This window comes from Verrucosispora sp. TAA-831 (genome assembly GCF_050780145.1).
In the GTDB taxonomy this organism is placed as follows: domain Bacteria; phylum Actinomycetota; class Actinomycetes; order Mycobacteriales; family Micromonosporaceae; genus Micromonospora.
The window spans coordinates 2315280-2333558 of record NZ_CP192240.1; the positions used below are offsets into that span (position 1 = coordinate 2315280).

Below are 18279 nucleotides of genomic sequence, written 5' to 3' on the forward strand. Positions count from 1 at the left end.
GAGATGGCGGGTTTCGGCGAGCCGGGCACGACCCCGGTCGACGCGTCCGGGATGACCGTGGGAGTGGTCGCCGCACGGTGGCACGGTGAGCTGACCGACCACATGCTGGAGCGGGCGGTCGCCGCCGCGCAGGCGTGCGGCGCGCGGGCCGTGACGGCCCGGGTGGCCGGCTCGGTGGAGCTGCCGGTGGTGGCGCAGGCGTTGGCCCGCCGCTGCGACGTGGTGGTGGCGCTCGGCGTGGTGATCCGTGGCGCGACCGCGCACTTCGACTACGTCTGCCGCTCGGTCACCGACGGGCTGACCCGGATCGCGCTGGACGAGGGCAAACCGGTGGCGCACGGTGTGCTCACCGTCGACACCATCGAGCAGGCCCGCGACCGGGCCGGTCTGCCCGGCTCCGCCGAGGACAAGGGCTGGGCGGCCACCGTCGCCGCGCTCGACGCGGCGCTGGCCGTCCGGCAGGTCGCCACCGTCGGCAACCAACGCGTCGGCTTCGGCGTCTGACCCGCCCGGCACCCCTCCGGCGACGGAGGGGTGTACGCGGGCAGTGGAGAAGTGCGAGCCGCCGCTTCAATTGATCAATGAATCGGTGGAGGATGTCGGTGGGAACTGCTTCCTCCTCTCTTTCGTGAGTACCTACGCGGATCGGAACGTGGCCTTTCGAGATCGGCCAGCAGAGGCGAATTGTCTCAGGGTGAAGTGGCGGATCCCGACGCCAAGTCCTAGGACAGGTCCGGACGACAAGGGGACCGGGATATGCCTCCGCGCGCGAGCACGATTGTGGATCCGCGTTTCGCCGTTGAACTGCGGCGGCTACGTGAGGACCGAGGGCTGTCCCTGCGACAGTTGGCCGCCGTTGTCAACCACGGCAAGAGCCTGATTCACCAGTTCGAGTCGGGGCAGACCAAACCCACGGTGGAGATCGCGGCCCGGCTGGACCGCGCGCTCCAGGCGCAGGGAGCATTGGCCGGAATGGTGTCGACGGCTCCGGAAGTGGGGGAGCGGCTGGCATTTGCGGCGCTGCGGCCCCACTGCGTCGATTCCGCTGCGGTCAACGCTCTCGGCAATCTCCTCGCGGGTTACCGCCGCCTGGAGGACGCCATCGGGTCCGGACCCGTGATGGGAGCGGTCCGTGTGCAACTCGACACGGTGGTGTCCCTGCTGCGCGACGCACCTGTGGGGGCGAGAGCCGAGATGGTGGACATGGCTGCTCAGTGGGCACAGTTCGCGGGATGGCTGGGTATCGCCCGAGGGGACGCGCGTGCGGCGACTAGCTGGCACGCGCGGGCTCTGCAATGGGCGAACGAGGCCGGCAACAAGAATCTAGTCGCCACTGTGCTGTCGTTTCAGGGCCACCAAGCGGAGTGGCAGGGTGACCTGCCGGCAATGGTCGGACTGTCCCGCGCCGCTCGACGGGACGACAGCGTCGATGCCGCGCTGCGTGCCTACTGCGCAGGTCAGGAGGCTAGAGGATTGGCTATGGCGGGCGCGGCTGCCGCGGAAGTGAGTAGCTGTCTGGCCGAGGCGTCCGAGTTGGCAGACCAGGCTGCGGAGGGGCCGTTGTCCCCGTGGGGCTACTGGTACACGCCGTCGTTCTTCGCCGTGCAGCACGGCATCGCGTGGCGCTACCTCGGCGCGACCGACAGCCGTGCGAACGACCGGGCGCTGGAACTGCTGATGGCGGGTGTCGCAGGGGTGAGCGAGGAGGCGGCCGGAGCGGATTGGCACGGGCGCAACCTCGTGCACCTTGCCATCGCGCAGGGGCAGGCTGGCGACCTGACAGTGGCCGGCGAGACGTTGGCAGCGGCGGATCAGATAGCCGTTGCCTCCGCGTCTCGACGGCTGACCAACGAGGTCATTGCGGCTGTCCGCCAACTCGCCCTGTCCGGCATGCCGTAGCGGACGAGGCGACTCGCTCGACTTGCTCTCTGTGATCCCAGGACGATCGAGGGTGACGGCGGCAGGGTTCATCCTCCATCGTCTTGTCGCCGCGCCCTCGTCGAAGGGTCGGGAAATGGGCAGCAGAGACCATCAGGCATCAGCGAGCCGTGGCGAACAGATCGAGGCGGCCGAGCGGGAGGCCGCAAAGCAGCGGATTCTCGATCTCGCCGAGGCGGAGCGGATACCGGCCGAGGAGACGACCCGCGCGCGTCGGGTCGGCCGGGGTCGTCGTGCGGAGTGAGGTGCCGATAGGGCGTCGGATGGCGCAGTGGCGGGTACGGCGGCGGATGACCCAGCAGATGCTGGCCGATCGGCTGGGAAAGTCGAAGAGTTGGGTCGACAAGGTGGAGCGAGGTGCCCGTGCTCTCGACCGGTACCCCCTGATCGAGGAGATCGCGCGGGTCCTGCGGGTTGATCCAGCAGTGCTGCTTGGTCGCAACGTCGACGGGCTCTCATCGACGGTCAGCGACAGGGCCGACGGGTTGGACAAGGTCTATGCCGTCATCGCCTGCCATGACGTGTTCCGGCCCAGCCCTTCGAGTCGGTCGGGGAGTGTCGAAGAGGTTCGGCGACAGGTCACGCATGCCTGGTTGACCTATCACCATGCTCATTACCCGCAGGTGTTGCGGACACTTCCGGAGCTGTTGGTGTCCGTGCAGCACACACATCGGTCCGATGTCCGGGCAGGAGTCGAACTCCTGGTGCAGGCGTACCGGATCACCTCGTTGGTGTCGGTGAAGATCGGCGAGGTCGCTCTGGCATGGCTGGTGGCAGACCGGGCAGTGACCGTCGCGAACCTCGATCCGTTGCTGGCGGCAACCGCTGCGATCCCACTCGGTCAAGCCTTGCGGGCCGCAGGCCGGAATCAGCTTGCGATGACGGCAACGATCGCTGCGGCACGCTGTGTCGACCAGAGGCAGGCGGGAGCGGGAGATCTGTCCGTGCGGGGCACGCTGTTGCTGCAAGCCGCGATGGCTGCTGCCGCCGCCTCGGACACGTCTGGTGCGGTGGCGTCGATCGAGCAGGCTGCTGGAATCGCCAACCGGATCAGAGACGGGGGTGCGGATTGCCACGTCACCTTCGGGATGACGGCAGTGGAGATGGCCCGGGTGGTCGTGGCGACTGAACTTGGCGATATCGGCGACGCTCTGTTTCGGCACGAGAACATCCTGCGACGGGGGTTGCTGCGGCGGTTGCCCGGGGAGTATCAGGCGGCCTACCTCCTCGACGCCACGCGGGCGTACCTCCAAGCGGGTGACCTGCGGGGGGCCGGCCGCACGCTGGTCGAGGCGCATCGGACGGCACCGGCAGAGGTCCGGTGCCGTCCGCTGGCTCGTACGCTGATCGCCGAGATCGCCCGGGGCTCACCAGCAGCGGCCGACGTCGCGCGACTGGCGACGCTTGTCGGCGTGACGCGACGAACGCCGTGAATCGGGACCCGGCCCTCGCAGAGACCAGCCGTCGCCTGATCGCCGGGGACCGTGTCCGGGTCCCCGGCGTCGGCGGCTCAGGCTTCGTCCTCCTCCGGGTCGAACTGCTCCCGGACGGCCTCCTCGACCGTCCGCGCGCCGAGCGTGGTGACCACCTGGTTGCGGACCGTGCAGCCGGCCCAGTAGGCCCCGGTGGGCTGCGAGCCCGAGATGCTCATGTAGTCACCGTCCCACTTCGCGACGTCCTTGTTCACGGATTCGAGGTCGGCCTCGCTGATGAGGACGTGCGGGATTCCCTGCTTGCTGATGTACATGAAGTCGGTCGGCATGTAGATCGTCACGTCGTTCACCCCGGCGGCGGCCAGCAGGTTACCCAGCGTGGCGACGTCGTGCCCGGTGTGGCAGACGAGGAACCAGAGCGTACGGCCGCTGATGCCGGCGGGGGTGAACTTCGCCGTGACGTCCTGCACGAACTCGTCCAGCCAGCGCCCGCCGACCCAGGGCCGCTCCTCGTGGTGCCGGTCGTCGAGCGCGTAGCCGGAGTGGGCGAGGACCAGCACCGGCTCGCCGGGCGCGAGCGGGGGCGCGAGCCGGGTCCGCATCTCGGCGATCTTGCTGTTCAGCACGGATCGGCCGGTGTGTACCGCGACCGCCTCGTTGCCCCGCAGGCGCTTGAGGTCGGCCGCGAACTCGCGGCTCAGCTTGCTCTCGCTTTCGATGATCCAGATCACCAGGAGGTCTCCCGTCGGTGAGGCGTGTCGCCCCAGGATGGGGCACCCTCGGTGACCGTCCTGTCCGCGATCCGTTACCGATCAGTCGGGTACCGGTCGTGAGTGGCCATCGCCTCCTGCCGGTCGGCCTCCTCGCGCAGGATGGCGCAGTGCAGCCACGCCTCCGGGATGGCGAAGCCGTCGACCAGCGTGCGCATCTGCGGGCGCAGCTCCTTGAGCAGGCTGTTCACCACGGCGGTGATCGCCTTGGCGCGGGCCGGGGTGAGCCGGCCGTGCTCCAGGAACCATCCCTTGTGGGCCTCGATGACGCTGAGCGCGTACAGGTCGCAGACGCGGGAGAGCAGGGCCGCGACGGCCGGGTCGGTGGTGCGTTCGATGCCGGCGACGAACGCTTCCAGCGTCACCCGGTCGATGTGCGCGGAGGCGACGGTGAGGACGTGGTCCTGCACGTCGTTGAAGATGTCGAAGGGTCGGTCCCGCTTGGTGTTCGCGCCGTTGCGCAGCCGCCGGACGGCACCGTCGAGCAGGTGCCTCTCGCGGTCCTCGAATACGCTGAGCTGCCAGCCCCGGTCGGTGACGGCGACCTCCTCGCCCCGACCGGGTACGGCGCTGACGAGCCGTTCGATGAGCGCCCGCGCGGCCGTACGCTCCAACACCATCTCGCGGACCTGCTCGGCGACGAAGGACGCCCGCCCCCAGCCGTCCAGCGAACCGAACTCGTCCTTGTAGCCGGTGAGCAGCCCCTTGGCCACCAGTTGCAGCAGGACCGTGTTGTCGCCCTCGAAGGTGGTGAACACGTCGGTGTCGGCCTTGAGGCTGGGCAGCCGGTTCTCGGCCAGGTAGCCGGCACCGCCGCACGCCTCGCGGCAGGTCTGGATGGTCCGGGTCGCGTGCCAGGTCTGCGCGGCCTTGAGGCCGGCGGCCCGCGACTCCAGCTCCCGTTGCCGGTGCTCGTCGACCGGCTCGTCGCCGCCCTGCACCTCGTGGATCGCGGCGACCAGCTCGGCCTGGGCGAAGTGCAGCGCGTACGTGGTGGCCAGGGCGGGCAGCAGCTTGCGCTGGTGGGCCAGGTAGTCGTTGAGCAGCACCTCACGGTCGGCGTCGGGCGCGCCGAACTGGCGGCGCACGTCGCCGTAGCGGACCGCGATGGTCAGCGCCGACTTGGTCGCCGCCGCCGCCGCGCCACCCACGCTGACCCGGCCCCGGACCAGGGTGCCGAGCATGGTGAAGAAGCGCCGGGAGTCGTCGGCGATCGGGCTGGCGTAGGTGCCGTCCGCGGCGACCTGGCCGTAGCGGTCCAGCAGCATGTCGCGGGGCACGCGGACGTGGTCGAAGCTGAGCCGCCCGTTGTCCACGCCGAGCAGCCCGGCCTTGGGACCGGCGTCGCCGATGGTCACGCCGGGCATCGGGGTGCCGTCCGCGTCGCGGATCGGCACCAACCAGGCGTGGACGCCGTGCCGCTGCCCGCCGGTCACGAGCTGCGCGAAGACCACCGCCATGCGACCGTCCCGGGCGGCGTTGCCGATGTAGTCCTTGCGGGCGGCCTGATGGGGGGTGTGCAGGTCGAAGGTCTGCGTCTGCGGGTCGTACGTGCAGGTGGTGCGGAGTTGCTGGACGTCCGAGCCGTGCCCGGTCTCGGTCATCGCGAAGCAGCCGAGCAGATCGCCCGCGACGATGTCGCGCAGGTACGCGTCGTGGTGCCGACGGGTGCCGAGCGCCAGGACCGCCCCGCCGAACAGGCCCCACTGCACGCCCGCCTTGACCATCAGCGAGAGGTCGACCTGCGCCAGCATCTCGCTGGCCACGATCGAGGCACCGACGTCGGCACGGCCGCCGTACTCGGTGGGGAAGGACGCCGCCATGCCCAGCTCGGCGGGGAGCTCGGTGAGCAGTCGACTGATCCGCTCCCGGGCCTGGTGGCCGCTCTCCCCGTAGACGGGGAGGAAAGGGTCGTCGAGTTTGTCCCGGTGCGCGTCGCGGACCTCGGCCCACGGCCCGTCGAGGACCTTCCGCAGGTGGGCGACGTCGACCGGGTCGGATGCGGAACGGGGCACGGCTACCTCAACAGACGTCGTCATGGTCGGTTTGTACCCAATCAAGGGTACAAACCTGCCGGTCAGCGACGGTGACCGTCGTCACGATCGCCCCCGACCGCACCCGGTAGGCGACCGGCCTCGATGATCCGGGCCAGGAACTGCCGGGTACGCGGCTGCGTGGGCGCGCCGAACACCTGGGCCGGCGGGCCGGACTCGACCACCCGGCCGCCGTCGAGGAAGCAGACCTGGTCGGCCACGTCCCGGGCGAAGCCCATCTCGTGGGTGGCCAGCACCATGGTCATGCCGTCGGCCTTGAGGTCACGGATCATCGTGAGCACCTCGCCGACCAGCTCCGGGTCGAGCGCCGAGGTGACCTCGTCGAGCAGCAGCAGCCGGGGCGAGTTGGCCAGCGCCCGCACGATCGCCACCCGCTGCTGCTGGCCGCCGGAGAGCCGATCCGGGTACGCGTCGGCCCGGTCTGCGAGCCCCACCCGGTCCAACAGCTCCCGGGCGTGCGCCTCGGCGTCGGCCCGGGACCGCCCGTGCACCCGACGCGGAGCCAGCGTCACGTTGTCCAGCACGCTCAGATGCGGGAAGAGGTTGTACGCCTGGAAGACCATGCCGATGCGGCGGCGTACCCGGTCCGGGTCCACGCCGGGGGCGGTGATCTCCTCGCCGTCCAGCTCGATCGTCCCGTCGTGCAGCTCCTCCAGCAGGTTGACGCAGCGCAGCAGCGTCGACTTGCCGGAGCCGGAGGCCCCGATCAACGCCACCACCCGGTGCTCGGCCACGGTCAGGTCGAGCGAGTCCAGCACCACCCGGCCACCGAACTCCTTGCGCAGCCCCCGACACCGCAACACGTCCACGGTCAGCCTCCGGACTGGCGTCGGGCCGCCCGCAACGTCACCTGGTCGGTGACCGCGATCAGCGGGATGGCGAGCAGGACGAAGAGCACCCCGGCCACGATGTACGGCGTGTAGTTGAACGTCTGGGCGGTGGCGATCTGCGCGGCCCGTACCGCGTCGATGGGGCCGGCCAGGGAGACCAGCCCGACGTCCTTCTGCAACGCCACCACGTCGTTGAGCAGCGGCGGCGCCACCCGCCGGACCGCCTGCGGCAGCACCACGTGCCGCATGGTCTGCCGATAGGTGAGCCCCAGCGAGCGGGCCGCCGCGAGCTGGCTGGGATGCACCGACTCGATGCCGGCGCGGAACACCTCGGCCAGGTACCCGCCGTAGGTGAGCACCAGCGCCAACCCGCCCAGCACCAGCACCGGCGGCATGCCCTGCAACCGCAGCCCCGGCACGCCGAGGGTGAGCACGTACAGCACGATGATCAGCGGCAGGCCGCGGAACGTGTACGTGTACCCGGCCGCGAGCGCCCGGATCGGGAAGAACACCGGACCGCGCAGCGTCCGCAGGACGGCGATCAGCAACCCGAGCAGCAGCGCGCCGATCGCGCAGCAGACCAGCAGCCGGACGTTGAGCCAGAGCCCGGCGAGCACCCGGGGCAGCGCGTCCCGGGCGATCTCCGGGTCGAGGAACGACTCGCGTACCCGGTCCCAGCCCGGCGCCCCGGTCACCGCGACCGCCAGCAGCGTGCCGATCACCGCCGTGGAGGCGGCGGCGATCAGCACGCTCAGCACGGTCTGCCGACGACGGTACGCGTCCCGGGCCCGCTGCGCGGGCGACGGATCGTGGTGGGTGAGGGTGCTCACGTGAGTTCGGGTGCACCCGCCACCTGGGCGAGCCACTGCTGCTCCAACTGCTTCAGCACGCCGTCACCGGCGAGCTGACCGACCGCACCGCTGACGCAGCCGGTCAGCGGCGAGTCCTTGTCCAGCAGCAGCCCGAACGCCTCCGGCGAACCCACCTGGGGGAACTGCCCGACGATCACCGCGTCGTCGATCTCGGCCGAGGTGATGTAGAACGCGGTGGGCAGGTCCACCACCAGCCCGTCGATCTGCCCGTTCTGCAGCGCCTTCTTGGCGTCGTCGTTGCTGTTGTAGACCTGCGGCTCGACCGTCGGCTTCACCAGGTCGGTGATCGCCTGGTAGCTGGTCGTGCCGACCTGGGCGCCGAGCTTGGCGTCGCGCAGGTCGGCCAGCGACGTCCTCCCCGCGATCTTGGAGGACTTCAGCGCGATGACCGACTGCCGCACCAGGTAGTACGGCGCGGAGAAGTCCACCGCCCGCTTGCGCTCGTCGGTGATGGAGAACTGGTTGATGTCGAAGTCGAACTCCTTCGGCCCGGGCGCGACGGCGGTCTCGAACTTGACCCGGGTCCAGACCACGTCCGCGCGGGCGTACCCGAGCTTCTCGGCCACCGCGTACGCCACGGCGGACTCGAAGCCCTCCCCGTTGTCCGGCTTGTCGTCGACGAACCACGGCTGGTACGCGGGCTCGTCGGTGGCGATGGTGAGCTTGCCCGGCGTACGGGTGACCAGGCTCTCCTTGTCGCACGCGGCGGACGCGGTGGGCTGGGGGGCGGGTGCGGATTCGGGCGCGCAGGCGCTGACCGCGAGCAGGACCGAGCCGGCGGCCGCGAGCGCGAGGATGCGAGGAGTGCTGACCATGGCGCACAGCGTACGACCTGCATCGGCGGACGTCGAAGGGGTGTCCCACCATGTCGGTAGGGAATTCCGGTCCCGCCCAGCGGTCGACACCGGCCCCGTGCTCACGGCGACCGAGGGCGACTGAAAGAATCCGATTCCGTGAAGACGTTCGAGGAGTTGTTCGCCGAGCTGCAGGCCAAGGCCGCCGCCGGCACCCCGGGCTCCGGCACGGTCGCCGCGCTGGAGAAGGGCGTGCACTTCATCGGCAAGAAGGTCGTCGAGGAGGCGGCCGAGTCGTGGATGGCCGCCGAGCACGAGGGGCCCGAGCGCACCGCCGAGGAGATCTCCCAACTGCTCTACCAGGTCCAGGTGCTGATGCTGGCCAGTGGTCTCGACCTGAAGGACGTCTACCGACATCTGTGAGTGCCCCGCCGTCGACCTCAACCCGATCGAAGGAGCACTCCGTCATGCTGCGTGTCGCCGTACCCAACAAGGGCGCCCTGGCCGAATCGGCCGCCAAGATGCTGCGCGAGGCGGGCTACCGCCAGCGCACCGACCCGAAGGACCTGGTCTGCCGGGACGAACCCAACGACATCGAGTTCTTCTACCTGCGCCCGAAGGACATCGCCACCTACGTCGGCTCCGGTGACCTGGACGTCGGCATCACCGGCCGGGACCTGCTGATCGACTCCGGCGCGCCGGCCGAGGAGATCGTCGACCTGAACTTCGGCCGGGCCACCTTCCGCTTCGCCGCCCGCGCGGACGACGTCGACGACGTCCGGGAACTCGGCGGGCACCGGATCGCCACCGCGTACCCGGGGCTGGTCGAGCGGCACCTGACCGAGCTGGGCGTCAAGGCCGACGTGATCCGGCTCGACGGCGCGGTGGAGAACGCCATCCGGCTCGGTGTCGCCGACGTGGTCGCCGACGTGGTCGAGACCGGTGCCACGCTGCGCCAGGCCGGGCTGGTGGTCTTCGGTGAGCCGCTGCTGCGCTCGTCGGCGGTGCTGGTCCGCCGCGTCGGTGCCGACGCCCACCCGCAGGCCGAGCAGTTGCTGCGCCGGCTGCACGGGGTGCTGGTGGCCCGCCGCTACGTGATGCTCGCCTACGACGTACCGGCCGGACTGCTGGACCGGGCCAGCTCGCTGACCCCCGGCATCGAGTCGCCGACCGTCTCCCCACTGCACCGCGAGGGCTGGGTGGCGGTGCAGGCCATGGTGCTGCGCGACGACGTGCACCAGATCATGGACGAGCTCTACGACCTCGGCGCCCGGGCGATCCTGGTCACCAACATCCACGCCTGCCGGCTGTGAGGCCGCGCCCGGCGGCGCTCGCGCTGGCTCTGGTCACCCTCGGCGGCGTCGCGTCGGCGGCGCAGGGCGCGGTCAACGCCGAGCTGGGCCAGCGGACCGGCAACGCCACCGTGGGCGCGGTCGTCAACAACCTCGGCGGCTGCCTGCTGGTCCTGCTCGGGCTGCTGGCGCTGCCGTCCATGCGGACCGGGCTCGTCGCGTTGCGGCGGGCCCGGCTGCCCTGGTGGTCGTACCTCGGCGGGCTGGGCGGCGCGGCCATCGTGGTGCTCGCCGCCTACGCCGTGCCGGTGCTCGGCGTCGCGGTCTTCACCATCGCCCAGGTCGCCGGCAGCAGCCTCGGTGGGCTGGCCTCGGACCGCTCCGGCCTGGCCCCGGTGGGTCGGCTGCCGCTCACCGCGCCCCGCATCGCCGGGGCGCTGCTCGGGGTGGCTGCGGTGGCCCTGGCCCAGACCGGCCGACCGATCGGTGACCTGGCCGTGGGTGTGCTCCTGCTGGCCGTGCTCGGCGGTGTCGCCGTGGCGTTGCAGGCCGCGCTCAACGGCCGGATCTCCGCCGCCGGTTCGGCCGCCGCCGGGGTCGCGGTCAACTTCGTCGTCAGTACGCCGGTGGTGCTGCTCGTCGCCGCGCTGGCGGGCGCCTTCTCCGGCCCGTCCATCAGTTGGCCGAGCGGGTGGCACCTCTACACCGGCGGGCTGCTCGGCGTCGGCATCGTCGCCGCCCTGGTGATCGGCGTCCGGGCGGCCGGCGTCCTGCGTACCGGCCTGGCCCTGGTCGGCGGCCAACTCGTCGGCGCACTGTTACTGGACGCGCTGCTGCCGCAGGGCCCCGGCGCCCGGCTGCCGGTGCTGGCCGGCGCCGTGCTCACCCTGCTCGCCGTGCTGGTCGCCGGTCGTGGACCGCGCGCCGCCACCGCCCCGGCCACCGGCACCCCACCCCCGGTCCCACGCACGCCCCCGGTCGCCGAGGTCGGGACCGGTGGGGACGACGGTGCGGTCCGTGTGGCGCCGGACGACGTGCCGGGGTCGGATGGCAAACTGGGCGCATGAGTGAGCGGCGGGACGCGACGCAGGCCAGTGCCGGCACGGGCGAACGCGAGCCGGTGAACGGCACCGACCGGATCCACCTGCGACCGCGCCGCATCCGGCTGGTCTGCTGGATCTCGGCGGCCGTGCTGGTCGTCGTGTTCGCCCTGATCGCCACCACCCTGACCGGCCCCACCGGCAACGGCTACGGCACCTTCCAGCGCGGCGACCAGTTCGCCATGATCGGGCTCGGTGTCCTGTTCGCCCTCGGCACGCTGTTGTTCACCCGTCCCCGGGTCGAGGCGGACGCCCACCGCATCCGGGTCCGCAACATCATCGGCTCGTACGAGTTGCCCTGGGAGGTCGTCCGCGGCGTCCGCTTCGACCGCGGCGCACCGTGGGCCGCCCTGGAGCTGTACGACGACGACCTGCTGCCGGTGGTCGCCCTCCAGGCCGCCGACAAGCAGCTCGCCGTCGACGGCGTCCGTGCCCTGCGCCGCCTGCACCAGGCGCACCTGACCGCCGTCTCCGAGCGCGCCACCCGCTGAGCGCCCTCACCCGGGCACTTCGTCCGGGCCGGCTCACTGCCCGTGGCGCTGAGCGTCCGTGGCGCACGGGGTACTTCCCGCACTGGAATCTCCCGCGCGACCGGTCGTCACGCTCAGTCGCCTTCGCCGCTGCACTCCACCGTGTGGTCGGCGGCCTGTCGAGCTGACGGCACGAATGGATCGCCACGGGTTCGGCCCTCGGTGATGGCGCCGACGGTTCAGCTCGACAGGGCCCGGCCCGAATCGACAGGGCCCGGCCCGAACCACCACCCGTCGCACCCGGACGACAGACCCGTCGCACCGGACGACAGACCCGGTGCGGGCGGGTGGATCAGCGCGGGCGGACCGGGATAGGGCGGGTCGGTTTGGGGCGGTGGTTACCGAGGGTGTAGTGTGGTCGAGTCGACCAGGCTGTCCGCGTTGAGCGGGCGGCCATGAAAGTGGGGCGCCTGCTCCCACCCGAGTCGCCGACTGCGGCGGCCGGGTCCGGTCTCCGGTTCCGGGCATGTCCCGGGTCGGGATGCGCGATCCTGTGATCGTGCCGACCGGTCGAGCGGGCCCTGGCATGCGCCGGGGCCTTCTGCTTTCCGGGTCGGCTCCCAACCGGGAGCCGCAGGGTCGGCCGCCTATGAAGATCCGACTCGAGGAGGCCCCATCAGCGTCGAACCACGCGTGAACGAGCAGATCCGGGCACGTGAGGTCCGACTGGTCGGCCCCGAGGGTGAGCAGGTGGGCATCGTCCCGCTGGAGCGCGCCCTTCAGCTGGCCGCGGACGTCGATCTGGACCTGGTCGAGGTTGCGCCGATGGCGCGCCCGCCGGTGTGCAAGCTCATGGACTTCGGCAAGTTCAAGTACGAGAGCGCACTCAAGGCGCGCGAAGCGCGGCGTAACCAGCAGCAGACCGTCATCAAGGAGATGAAGCTCCGGCCGAAGATCGATCCGCACGACTACGAGACCAAGAAGGGTCACGTGGTGCGGTTCCTCAAGGCCGGCGACAAGGTCAAGGTGACGATCATGTTCCGCGGTCGCGAGCAGAGTCGCCCGGAGCTGGGTTACCGGCTCCTGCGTCGGCTGGAGAGCGAGATCTCGGAGCTGGGGTACGTCGAGGCCGCTCCGAAGCAGGACGGTCGAAACATGATCATGGTGCTCGCGCCGCACCGCGCCACCAAGGCCGCCGCGGTCGCCGCGGTCGCCTCCCGGGGCGGGGCGCCCCGGGACCGGGCAGCGGAGGATTCCGCCGCGCCGGAGGCCGGCGAGACCGCAGCAGCCGGTGACACCGGCACCGTCGCCGACAACAGCGGCGAGTAACAGGGGAGAAGACGTTCCACATGCCGAAGATGAAGAGCCACACGGGGACGGGCAAGCGGGTCCGCGTGACCGGTAAGGGCAAGATCGTGAAGCAGCAGGCCGGTCTGCGCCACAACCTGGAGAAGAAGCCCTCCACCCGTACCCGGCGGCTGACGGGCCTGGTCGAGGTCGCCAAGTCCGACGTCAAGCGCCTCAAGAAGCTGCTCGGCCGCTGACGCGCGCCAACCTGAGTCCAAGAAGGAGTTGAGATGGCACGCGTCAAGCGGGCTGTGAACGCCCAGAAGAAGCGTCGTACCCTGCTGGAGACCGCGAGTGGCTACCGCGGTCAGCGCTCCCGGCTGTACCGCAAGGCCAAGGAGCAGGTGCTGCACTCGATGCAGTACGCCTACCGGGACCGTCGCGACCGCAAGGGCGACTTCCGGCAGCTGTGGATCCAGCGGATCAACGCGGGTGCCCGTGCCAACGGGATGACCTACAACCGCCTGATCCAGGGCCTGCGCCTGGCCGGCATCGAGGTCGACCGCAAGATCCTGGCCGACATGGCGGTCCACGACGCTCCGGCGTTCGCGGCGATCGTCGAGCTGGCCCGGGCCGCGGTCAAGGCCGAGGGCACCGGCGGCGCGCCGGCTCAGGCCGCCTGATCCCCGCACAACGCAGTGAGGCGTCCCCACGACCGGGGGCGCCTCGCGCGTGTGTGGTGAGGACGACATGACCTTCACTCCGCGTACGCCCCGGGTGGTCGCCGCCCGTCGGCTCCACCGCCGCCGGGAGCGCGAGGCCACCGGCCGGTTCCTGGCCGAGGGGCCGCAGGCGGTCCGCGAGGCACTGGCCCGCCCGCGTACGGTGCGGGAGCTGTTCGGCACGCCGGCCGCCCTCGACCGGTACGCCGACCTCGCGGCAGCCGCCGCCCGGGACGACGTACCCGTCTCCGAGGTGACCGGGGAGGCGCTCGCCGCGCTCGCCGAGACCGTCGCACCGCAGGGACTGGTCGCCGTCTGCGAGCACGTCGACGTACCGCTGGAGACCGCACTGGCCCGCCGCCCGCGCCTGGTCGCCGTACTCGCCGGCATCCGTGACCCGGGCAACGCCGGCACCGTGCTGCGGACCGCCGACGCGGCCGGGGCCGCCACGGTGGTCTTCGCCGGCGAGGCCGTCGACCCGTACAACGGCAAGTGTGTCCGGTCCTCGGCCGGCAGCCTGTTCCACGTCGACGTGGTCCGCGAACCCGACCCCGCCGAGGTGCTCGTCGCGGCCCGGTCCGCCGGGCTGACCGTGCTCGCCGCCACCGGGCACGGCGCCGACGACCTCGACGACCTGGCCGACGCCGGCCGGCTCGCCGCGCCCACCGCCTGGCTGTTCGGCTCCGAGGCGCACGGCCTGCCCACCGAACTGGTCGAGGCCGCCGACGCCCGGGTCCGGGTGCCGCTGCACGGGCGTGCCGAGAGCCTCAACCTGGCTGCGGCTGCGGCGGTCTGCCTGTACGCTTCAGCGAAAGCGCAGCGCTGACCTCACACCCCACAGGGAGAGCGGCCCCCATGGTGAACGCGATACGGCGTTCCTTTAGCCAGCCCGCCGGTGTCGGCGGGCGGCGGGCCTGACCTGCTCCCCACGCGACTCCCACCGGCGGGCTGCGGCGCAGCCGCGCGTCCGTAGACTCGCTTCGCCGCCCGTGAGGGCCGGCACCGCCGTGAGGGAGTGCCCGTACGCCATGAGCTACCGCAACGATCCGTACGACCCGAAGCAGGTCGCCCTGCTCGACCCGGCCGCCCTGGCCGAGGCCGTGACCGAGGCCGAGAAGGCGTTCGCCGCCGCCGGTGACCCCGACGCGCTGGCCGTGGTGCGACCGGCGCACCTCGGGGACCGCGCCCCGGTCTCGCTGGCCCGCCGGGAGATCGGCGCGCTGCCGCCGGCCGCCAAGTCCGACGCCGGTAAGCGGGTCAACGAGGCCCGCCGCGCCATCGAGCAGGCCCACGCCGCCCGCGCCGAGGTGCTGGAGCGCGAACAGGCCGAGCGGGTGCTGGTGGAGGAGCGCGTCGACGTGACGTTGCCCTACGACCGGCGGCCGCGCGGCTCCCGGCACCCGATCAGCGTGCTGACCGAGCAGATCAGCGATCTGTTCGTCGGGATGGGCTACGAGGTGGCCGAGGGACCCGAGGTCGAGTTGGAGTGGACCAACTTCGACGCGCTGAACATCGGGCCGGACCACCCGGCGCGCGGCCTGATGGACACCTTCCACATCGCACCCGCCGAGGAGTCCGGGCTGGTCCTGCGGACCCACACCTCGCCGGTGCAGGCGCGGACCATGCTGACCCGCAAGCCGCCGATCTATGTGGTCGTGCCCGGCCGGGTCTACCGCACCGACGAACTGGACGCCACCCACGCGCCCGTCTTCCACCAGGTCGAGGGCCTGGTGGTGGACAAGGGCATCACCATGGCGCACCTGCGCGGCACCCTCGACCACTTCGCCCGGGCGATGTTCGGGGCGGGGGCGCGGACCCGCTTCCGGCCGCACTACTTCCCGTTCACCGAGCCGTCGGCCGAGTTCGACGTCTGGTTCCCGGAGCACCGCGACGGACCTCGCTGGGTGGAGTGGGGCGGCTGCGGCATGGTCAACCCGCGGGTGCTGCGCGCCTGCGGCATCGACCCGGAGGTCTACTCGGGGTTCGCCTTCGGCATGGGCATCGACCGCACGGTGATGTTCCGGCACGGGGTCAGCGACATGCGGGACATGGCCGAAGGCGACGTGCGGTTCACCCGCGCCTTCGGGGCCGGGGTGTAGGGCGACGGGTACGAGTCACGGAGACGGTGGTCACAAGTCATGCGAGTTTCTGTCAGTTGGCTGCGGGAGTACGTCGACCTCCCGGCCGACCTGCCCGCCGCCGACCTGGAGCGGGCCCTGGTCGACCTCGGAATCGAGGTCGAGTCGATCGTGGACCTGGCCGACACGGTCCAGGGGGCGCTGGTGGTCGGTGAGGTCCTCGAGATCGAGGAACTGACCGGTTTCAAGAAGCCGATCCGGTTCTGCCGGGTCGACGTCGGCGCCGCCAACGGCACCGGCGAGCCGCAGGAGATCGTCTGCGGGGCGCGCAACTTCGCCCCGGGCGACCGGGTGGTGGTGATCCTGCCCGGCGGTGTCCTGCCGGGTGGCTTCGCCATCGGTGCCCGCAAGACGTACGGGCGCAACTCCAACGGCATGATCTGCTCGGAGCGCGAGTTGGGCCTCGGCGACGACCACGACGGCATCGTGGTGCTGCCCGAGGGCACCGCCGCCAAACCCGGCGACGACGCCCGACCGGTGGTCGGCCTCGACGACGTCGTGGTGGAGGTGGAGATCACCCCGGACCGGGGCTACCAGATGTCGCTGCGGGGGCTGGCCCGCGAGTTGGCGCTCGCCCTCGGGGTCGGCTTCCGGGACCCCGGTCTGGCCCCCGCGCCGACCGGCACCGACGTACCGGCGTACCCGGTCGAGGTCCGGGACACGGTCGGCTGCGACCGGTTCGCGGCCCGGCTGGTGCGCGGCGTGGACCCGACCGCACCGAGCCCCGAGTGGATGCAGCGGCGGCTCACCGTCGCCGGCATCCGCACCATCTCGCTGCCGGTCGACATCACCAACTACGTGATGCTGGAACTCGGCCAGCCGATGCACGCCTTCGACGCGGACCGGATCACCGGCGCGCTGGTGGTCCGACGGGCCGAGGTGGGCGAGAAGCTGACCACGCTCGACGGGGTGACCCGGGCGCTGGCCCCGGAGGACATGGTCATCTGCGACACCGGAGCGCCGAACCCGGTCGGCGGTGAGGGCGTGCCGATCTCGCTCGCGGCCGTGATGGGCGGCGAGACCAGCGAGGTGGTGCCCGGCACCGTCAACGTGCTGTTCGAGGCCGCGCACTGGGACCCGGTGATGGTCGGGCGCACCGCCCGCCGGCACAAGCTGTTCAGCGAGGCCGCGAAGCGCTGGGAGCGGGGCGTGGACCCGGCCCTGCCGCTGGTCGCGCTGGAGCGGGCGGTACGGCTGCTCACCGAGTACGCGGGCGGCACCGTCGCCGACGAGGTGTTGGACATCGACCACGTCGCACCGCGTACGCCGATCGTGCTGCCGGTGGACCTGCCCACCCGACGGGTCGGCGTGGAGTATCCACCGGCCCGGGTGGTGGCCCTGCTGGAGCAGGTCGGGTGCACCGTGGCCCGGGGCGCCGACCGGCTCGCCGAGGACGCGGGCGAGGTGGGGACCGTCGCCGGTGCCGAGGCGCTCAGCGTCGTCCCGCCCACCTGGCGACCCGACCTGACCGATCCGGCCGACCTGGTCGAGGAGGTGGCCCGCCTCGACGGGTACGACAAGGTGCCGTCGGTGCTGCCGACCGCGCCGCCCGGGCGAGGGTTGACCGCGCGGCAGCGCCGCCACCGCGCCGTGTGCCGCTCGCTCGCCGAACGCGGCTTCGTCGAGGTGCTGGCGCACCCGTTCGTCTCCACCGAGCTGGCCGACCAGCTCGGGCTGCCCGAAGACGACCCGCGTCGCCAGGCGGTCCGGCTGGCCAACCCGCTGTCCGAGGAGGAGCCGCTGCTGCGGACCTCGCTGCTCGGTCCGCTGCTCGGCATCGTCCGCCGCAATCTCGGCCGTGGCCTGCGCGACCTGGCGATCTTCGAGACCGGCACGGTCTTCCGCGCGCGTCCGGGTGCCGGACGGCCGCCGGTCATGGGCGTCGACCGGCGTCCCACCGACGAGGAGTTCGCCGCCGCCGACGCGGTCGTCCCGGACCAGCCCCGGCACGTCGCGGTCGTACTGACCGGCGACGTCGAGCCGGCCGGCTGGTGGGGCGCGGGTCGGGCCGCCGGCTGGGCCGACGCCGTCGAGGCGGGTCGGGCGGTGCTCGCCGCCGCCGGGGTGCCGCAGGGTTCCGTCGAGGTGCGGGCCGCCGAGTACGCCCCCTGGCATCCCGGCCGGTGCGCCGCGTTGCTGGTGGACGGCACGGTGGTCGGCCACGCCGGTGAACTGCACCCGACGGTGCTCGCCACGCTGGAACTGCCCCGTCGGACCAGTGCCATGGAGCTGGACCTGGACGCGTTGCCGGAGGCGCCGGTGGCGCTCGCGCCGACGGTGTCCGGCTTCCCGCCGGCACTGATCGACGTGGCGCTGGTGGTGGACGAGTCGGTCCCGGCGGAGTCGGTGCGGCAGGCCCTCACCGAGGGCGCCGGTGACCTGCTGGAGTCGGTGCGGCTGTTCGACGTGTACGCCTCCGACCAGTTGGGCGCGGGCCGCAAGTCGTTGGCGTACAAGCTGACCTTCCGCGCACCCGACCGGACGCTGACCGTCGAGGAGGCGGTGGCCGCCCGCGACGCCGCGGTGGCCCGTGCCGCCGAGCGCTTCCAGGCGACCCTGCGCGGCGCCTGACGCGGATG

Annotated in this window: 19 protein-coding genes; 14 read left to right on the top strand and 5 right to left on the bottom strand. The window is 71.8% G+C overall.

Annotated elements, in window-relative coordinates:
• Positions 1 to 3: 3 nt before the first annotated feature.
• The 4 genes from ribH to ACQVFL_RS10520 all read left to right on the top strand — a co-directional run bounded on the left by ribH (position 4) and on the right by ACQVFL_RS10520 (position 3371).
• Positions 4 to 504 carry a 6,7-dimethyl-8-ribityllumazine synthase gene (gene ribH / locus ACQVFL_RS10505; protein WP_396699112.1) on the top strand — a complete coding sequence of 167 codons (501 nt, stop codon included), beginning with the start codon at positions 4 to 6 and terminating at the stop codon, positions 502 to 504.
• Between the two features lie 276 nt (positions 505 to 780).
• A complete protein-coding gene (locus ACQVFL_RS10510) occupies positions 781 to 1899 on the top strand; it encodes a helix-turn-helix domain-containing protein (RefSeq protein WP_431729252.1) in 1119 nt (372 codons plus the stop codon).
• 115 nt (positions 1900 to 2014) lie between these two features.
• Entirely contained in the window at positions 2015 to 2182 is a 168-nt protein-coding gene (locus ACQVFL_RS10515; RefSeq protein WP_396699116.1) for a hypothetical protein, read from the top strand.
• Between the two features lie 19 nt (positions 2183 to 2201).
• Positions 2202 to 3371 (top strand): helix-turn-helix domain-containing protein, encoded by a 1170-nt coding sequence (locus tag ACQVFL_RS10520; protein WP_431729253.1) that lies wholly within the window; start codon positions 2202 to 2204, stop codon positions 3369 to 3371.
• A gap of 77 nt (positions 3372 to 3448) precedes the next feature.
• Here ACQVFL_RS10520 and ACQVFL_RS10525 read toward each other — a convergent pair whose 3' ends face one another.
• From ACQVFL_RS10525 to ACQVFL_RS10545, 5 genes are all read right to left on the bottom strand, one after another.
• A complete protein-coding gene (locus ACQVFL_RS10525; RefSeq protein WP_396699120.1) occupies positions 3449 to 4102 on the bottom strand; it encodes a hypothetical protein in 654 nt (217 codons plus the stop codon).
• 74 nt (positions 4103 to 4176) lie between these two features.
• On the bottom strand, positions 4177 to 6180 hold the full coding sequence (locus ACQVFL_RS10530) for an acyl-CoA dehydrogenase (RefSeq protein WP_431729254.1): 2004 nt from the start codon (positions 6178 to 6180) through the stop codon (positions 4177 to 4179).
• 38 nt (positions 6181 to 6218) lie between these two features.
• A complete protein-coding gene (locus ACQVFL_RS10535) occupies positions 6219 to 7004 on the bottom strand; it encodes an amino acid ABC transporter ATP-binding protein (RefSeq protein WP_396699124.1) in 786 nt (261 codons plus the stop codon).
• A gap of 2 nt (positions 7005 to 7006) precedes the next feature.
• Positions 7007 to 7855 carry an amino acid ABC transporter permease gene (locus tag ACQVFL_RS10540; RefSeq protein WP_396699126.1) on the bottom strand — a complete coding sequence of 283 codons (849 nt, stop codon included), beginning with the start codon at positions 7853 to 7855 and terminating at the stop codon, positions 7007 to 7009.
• Positions 7852 to 8712, bottom strand: a complete 861-nt coding sequence (locus ACQVFL_RS10545) for an ABC transporter substrate-binding protein (protein WP_396699128.1) — start codon at positions 8710 to 8712, stop codon at positions 7852 to 7854. The genes ACQVFL_RS10540 and ACQVFL_RS10545 overlap by 4 nt, the downstream gene beginning before the upstream one ends.
• A 138-nt stretch (positions 8713 to 8850) precedes the next feature.
• Here ACQVFL_RS10545 and ACQVFL_RS10550 point away from each other — a divergent pair, with 138 nt between their 5' ends.
• The 10 genes from ACQVFL_RS10550 (at position 8851) to pheT (ending at position 18271) form a co-directional block, all read left to right on the top strand.
• Positions 8851 to 9114: a phosphoribosyl-ATP diphosphatase gene (locus tag ACQVFL_RS10550; RefSeq protein WP_088947482.1), complete on the top strand. Its 264-nt coding sequence runs from the start codon at positions 8851 to 8853 to the stop codon at positions 9112 to 9114.
• A 44-nt stretch (positions 9115 to 9158) separates the two neighbouring features.
• A complete protein-coding gene (hisG, locus tag ACQVFL_RS10555; protein WP_396699130.1) occupies positions 9159 to 10004 on the top strand; it encodes an ATP phosphoribosyltransferase in 846 nt (281 codons plus the stop codon).
• On the top strand, positions 10001 to 11050 hold the full coding sequence (locus tag ACQVFL_RS10560) for a DMT family transporter (protein WP_396699132.1): 1050 nt from the start codon (positions 10001 to 10003) through the stop codon (positions 11048 to 11050). The genes hisG and ACQVFL_RS10560 overlap by 4 nt, the downstream gene beginning before the upstream one ends.
• Complete coding sequence (locus ACQVFL_RS10565) at positions 11047 to 11574, top strand: PH domain-containing protein (protein WP_396699134.1); 528 nt, start codon at positions 11047 to 11049, stop codon at positions 11572 to 11574. The genes ACQVFL_RS10560 and ACQVFL_RS10565 overlap by 4 nt, the downstream gene beginning before the upstream one ends.
• Before the next feature lie 672 nt (positions 11575 to 12246).
• Positions 12247 to 12882, top strand: a complete 636-nt coding sequence (infC, locus tag ACQVFL_RS10570) for a translation initiation factor IF-3 (RefSeq protein ID WP_350700095.1) — start codon at positions 12247 to 12249, stop codon at positions 12880 to 12882.
• Between the two features lie 20 nt (positions 12883 to 12902).
• Positions 12903 to 13097 carry a 50S ribosomal protein L35 gene (gene rpmI / locus ACQVFL_RS10575; RefSeq protein ID WP_396699136.1) on the top strand — a complete coding sequence of 65 codons (195 nt, stop codon included), beginning with the start codon at positions 12903 to 12905 and terminating at the stop codon, positions 13095 to 13097.
• A 33-nt stretch (positions 13098 to 13130) separates the two neighbouring features.
• Complete coding sequence (gene rplT / locus ACQVFL_RS10580) at positions 13131 to 13523, top strand: 50S ribosomal protein L20 (protein WP_117230164.1); 393 nt, start codon at positions 13131 to 13133, stop codon at positions 13521 to 13523.
• A gap of 67 nt (positions 13524 to 13590) precedes the next feature.
• Positions 13591 to 14388, top strand: a complete 798-nt coding sequence (locus ACQVFL_RS10585; protein WP_396699139.1) for a TrmH family RNA methyltransferase — start codon at positions 13591 to 13593, stop codon at positions 14386 to 14388.
• 202 nt (positions 14389 to 14590) lie between these two features.
• Positions 14591 to 15661 (top strand): phenylalanine--tRNA ligase subunit alpha, encoded by a 1071-nt coding sequence (pheS, locus tag ACQVFL_RS10590; protein WP_431729255.1) that lies wholly within the window; start codon positions 14591 to 14593, stop codon positions 15659 to 15661.
• A gap of 39 nt (positions 15662 to 15700) precedes the next feature.
• Positions 15701 to 18271: a phenylalanine--tRNA ligase subunit beta gene (gene pheT / locus ACQVFL_RS10595; RefSeq protein ID WP_431729256.1), complete on the top strand. Its 2571-nt coding sequence runs from the start codon at positions 15701 to 15703 to the stop codon at positions 18269 to 18271.
• Positions 18272 to 18279: the final 8 nt, after the last annotated feature.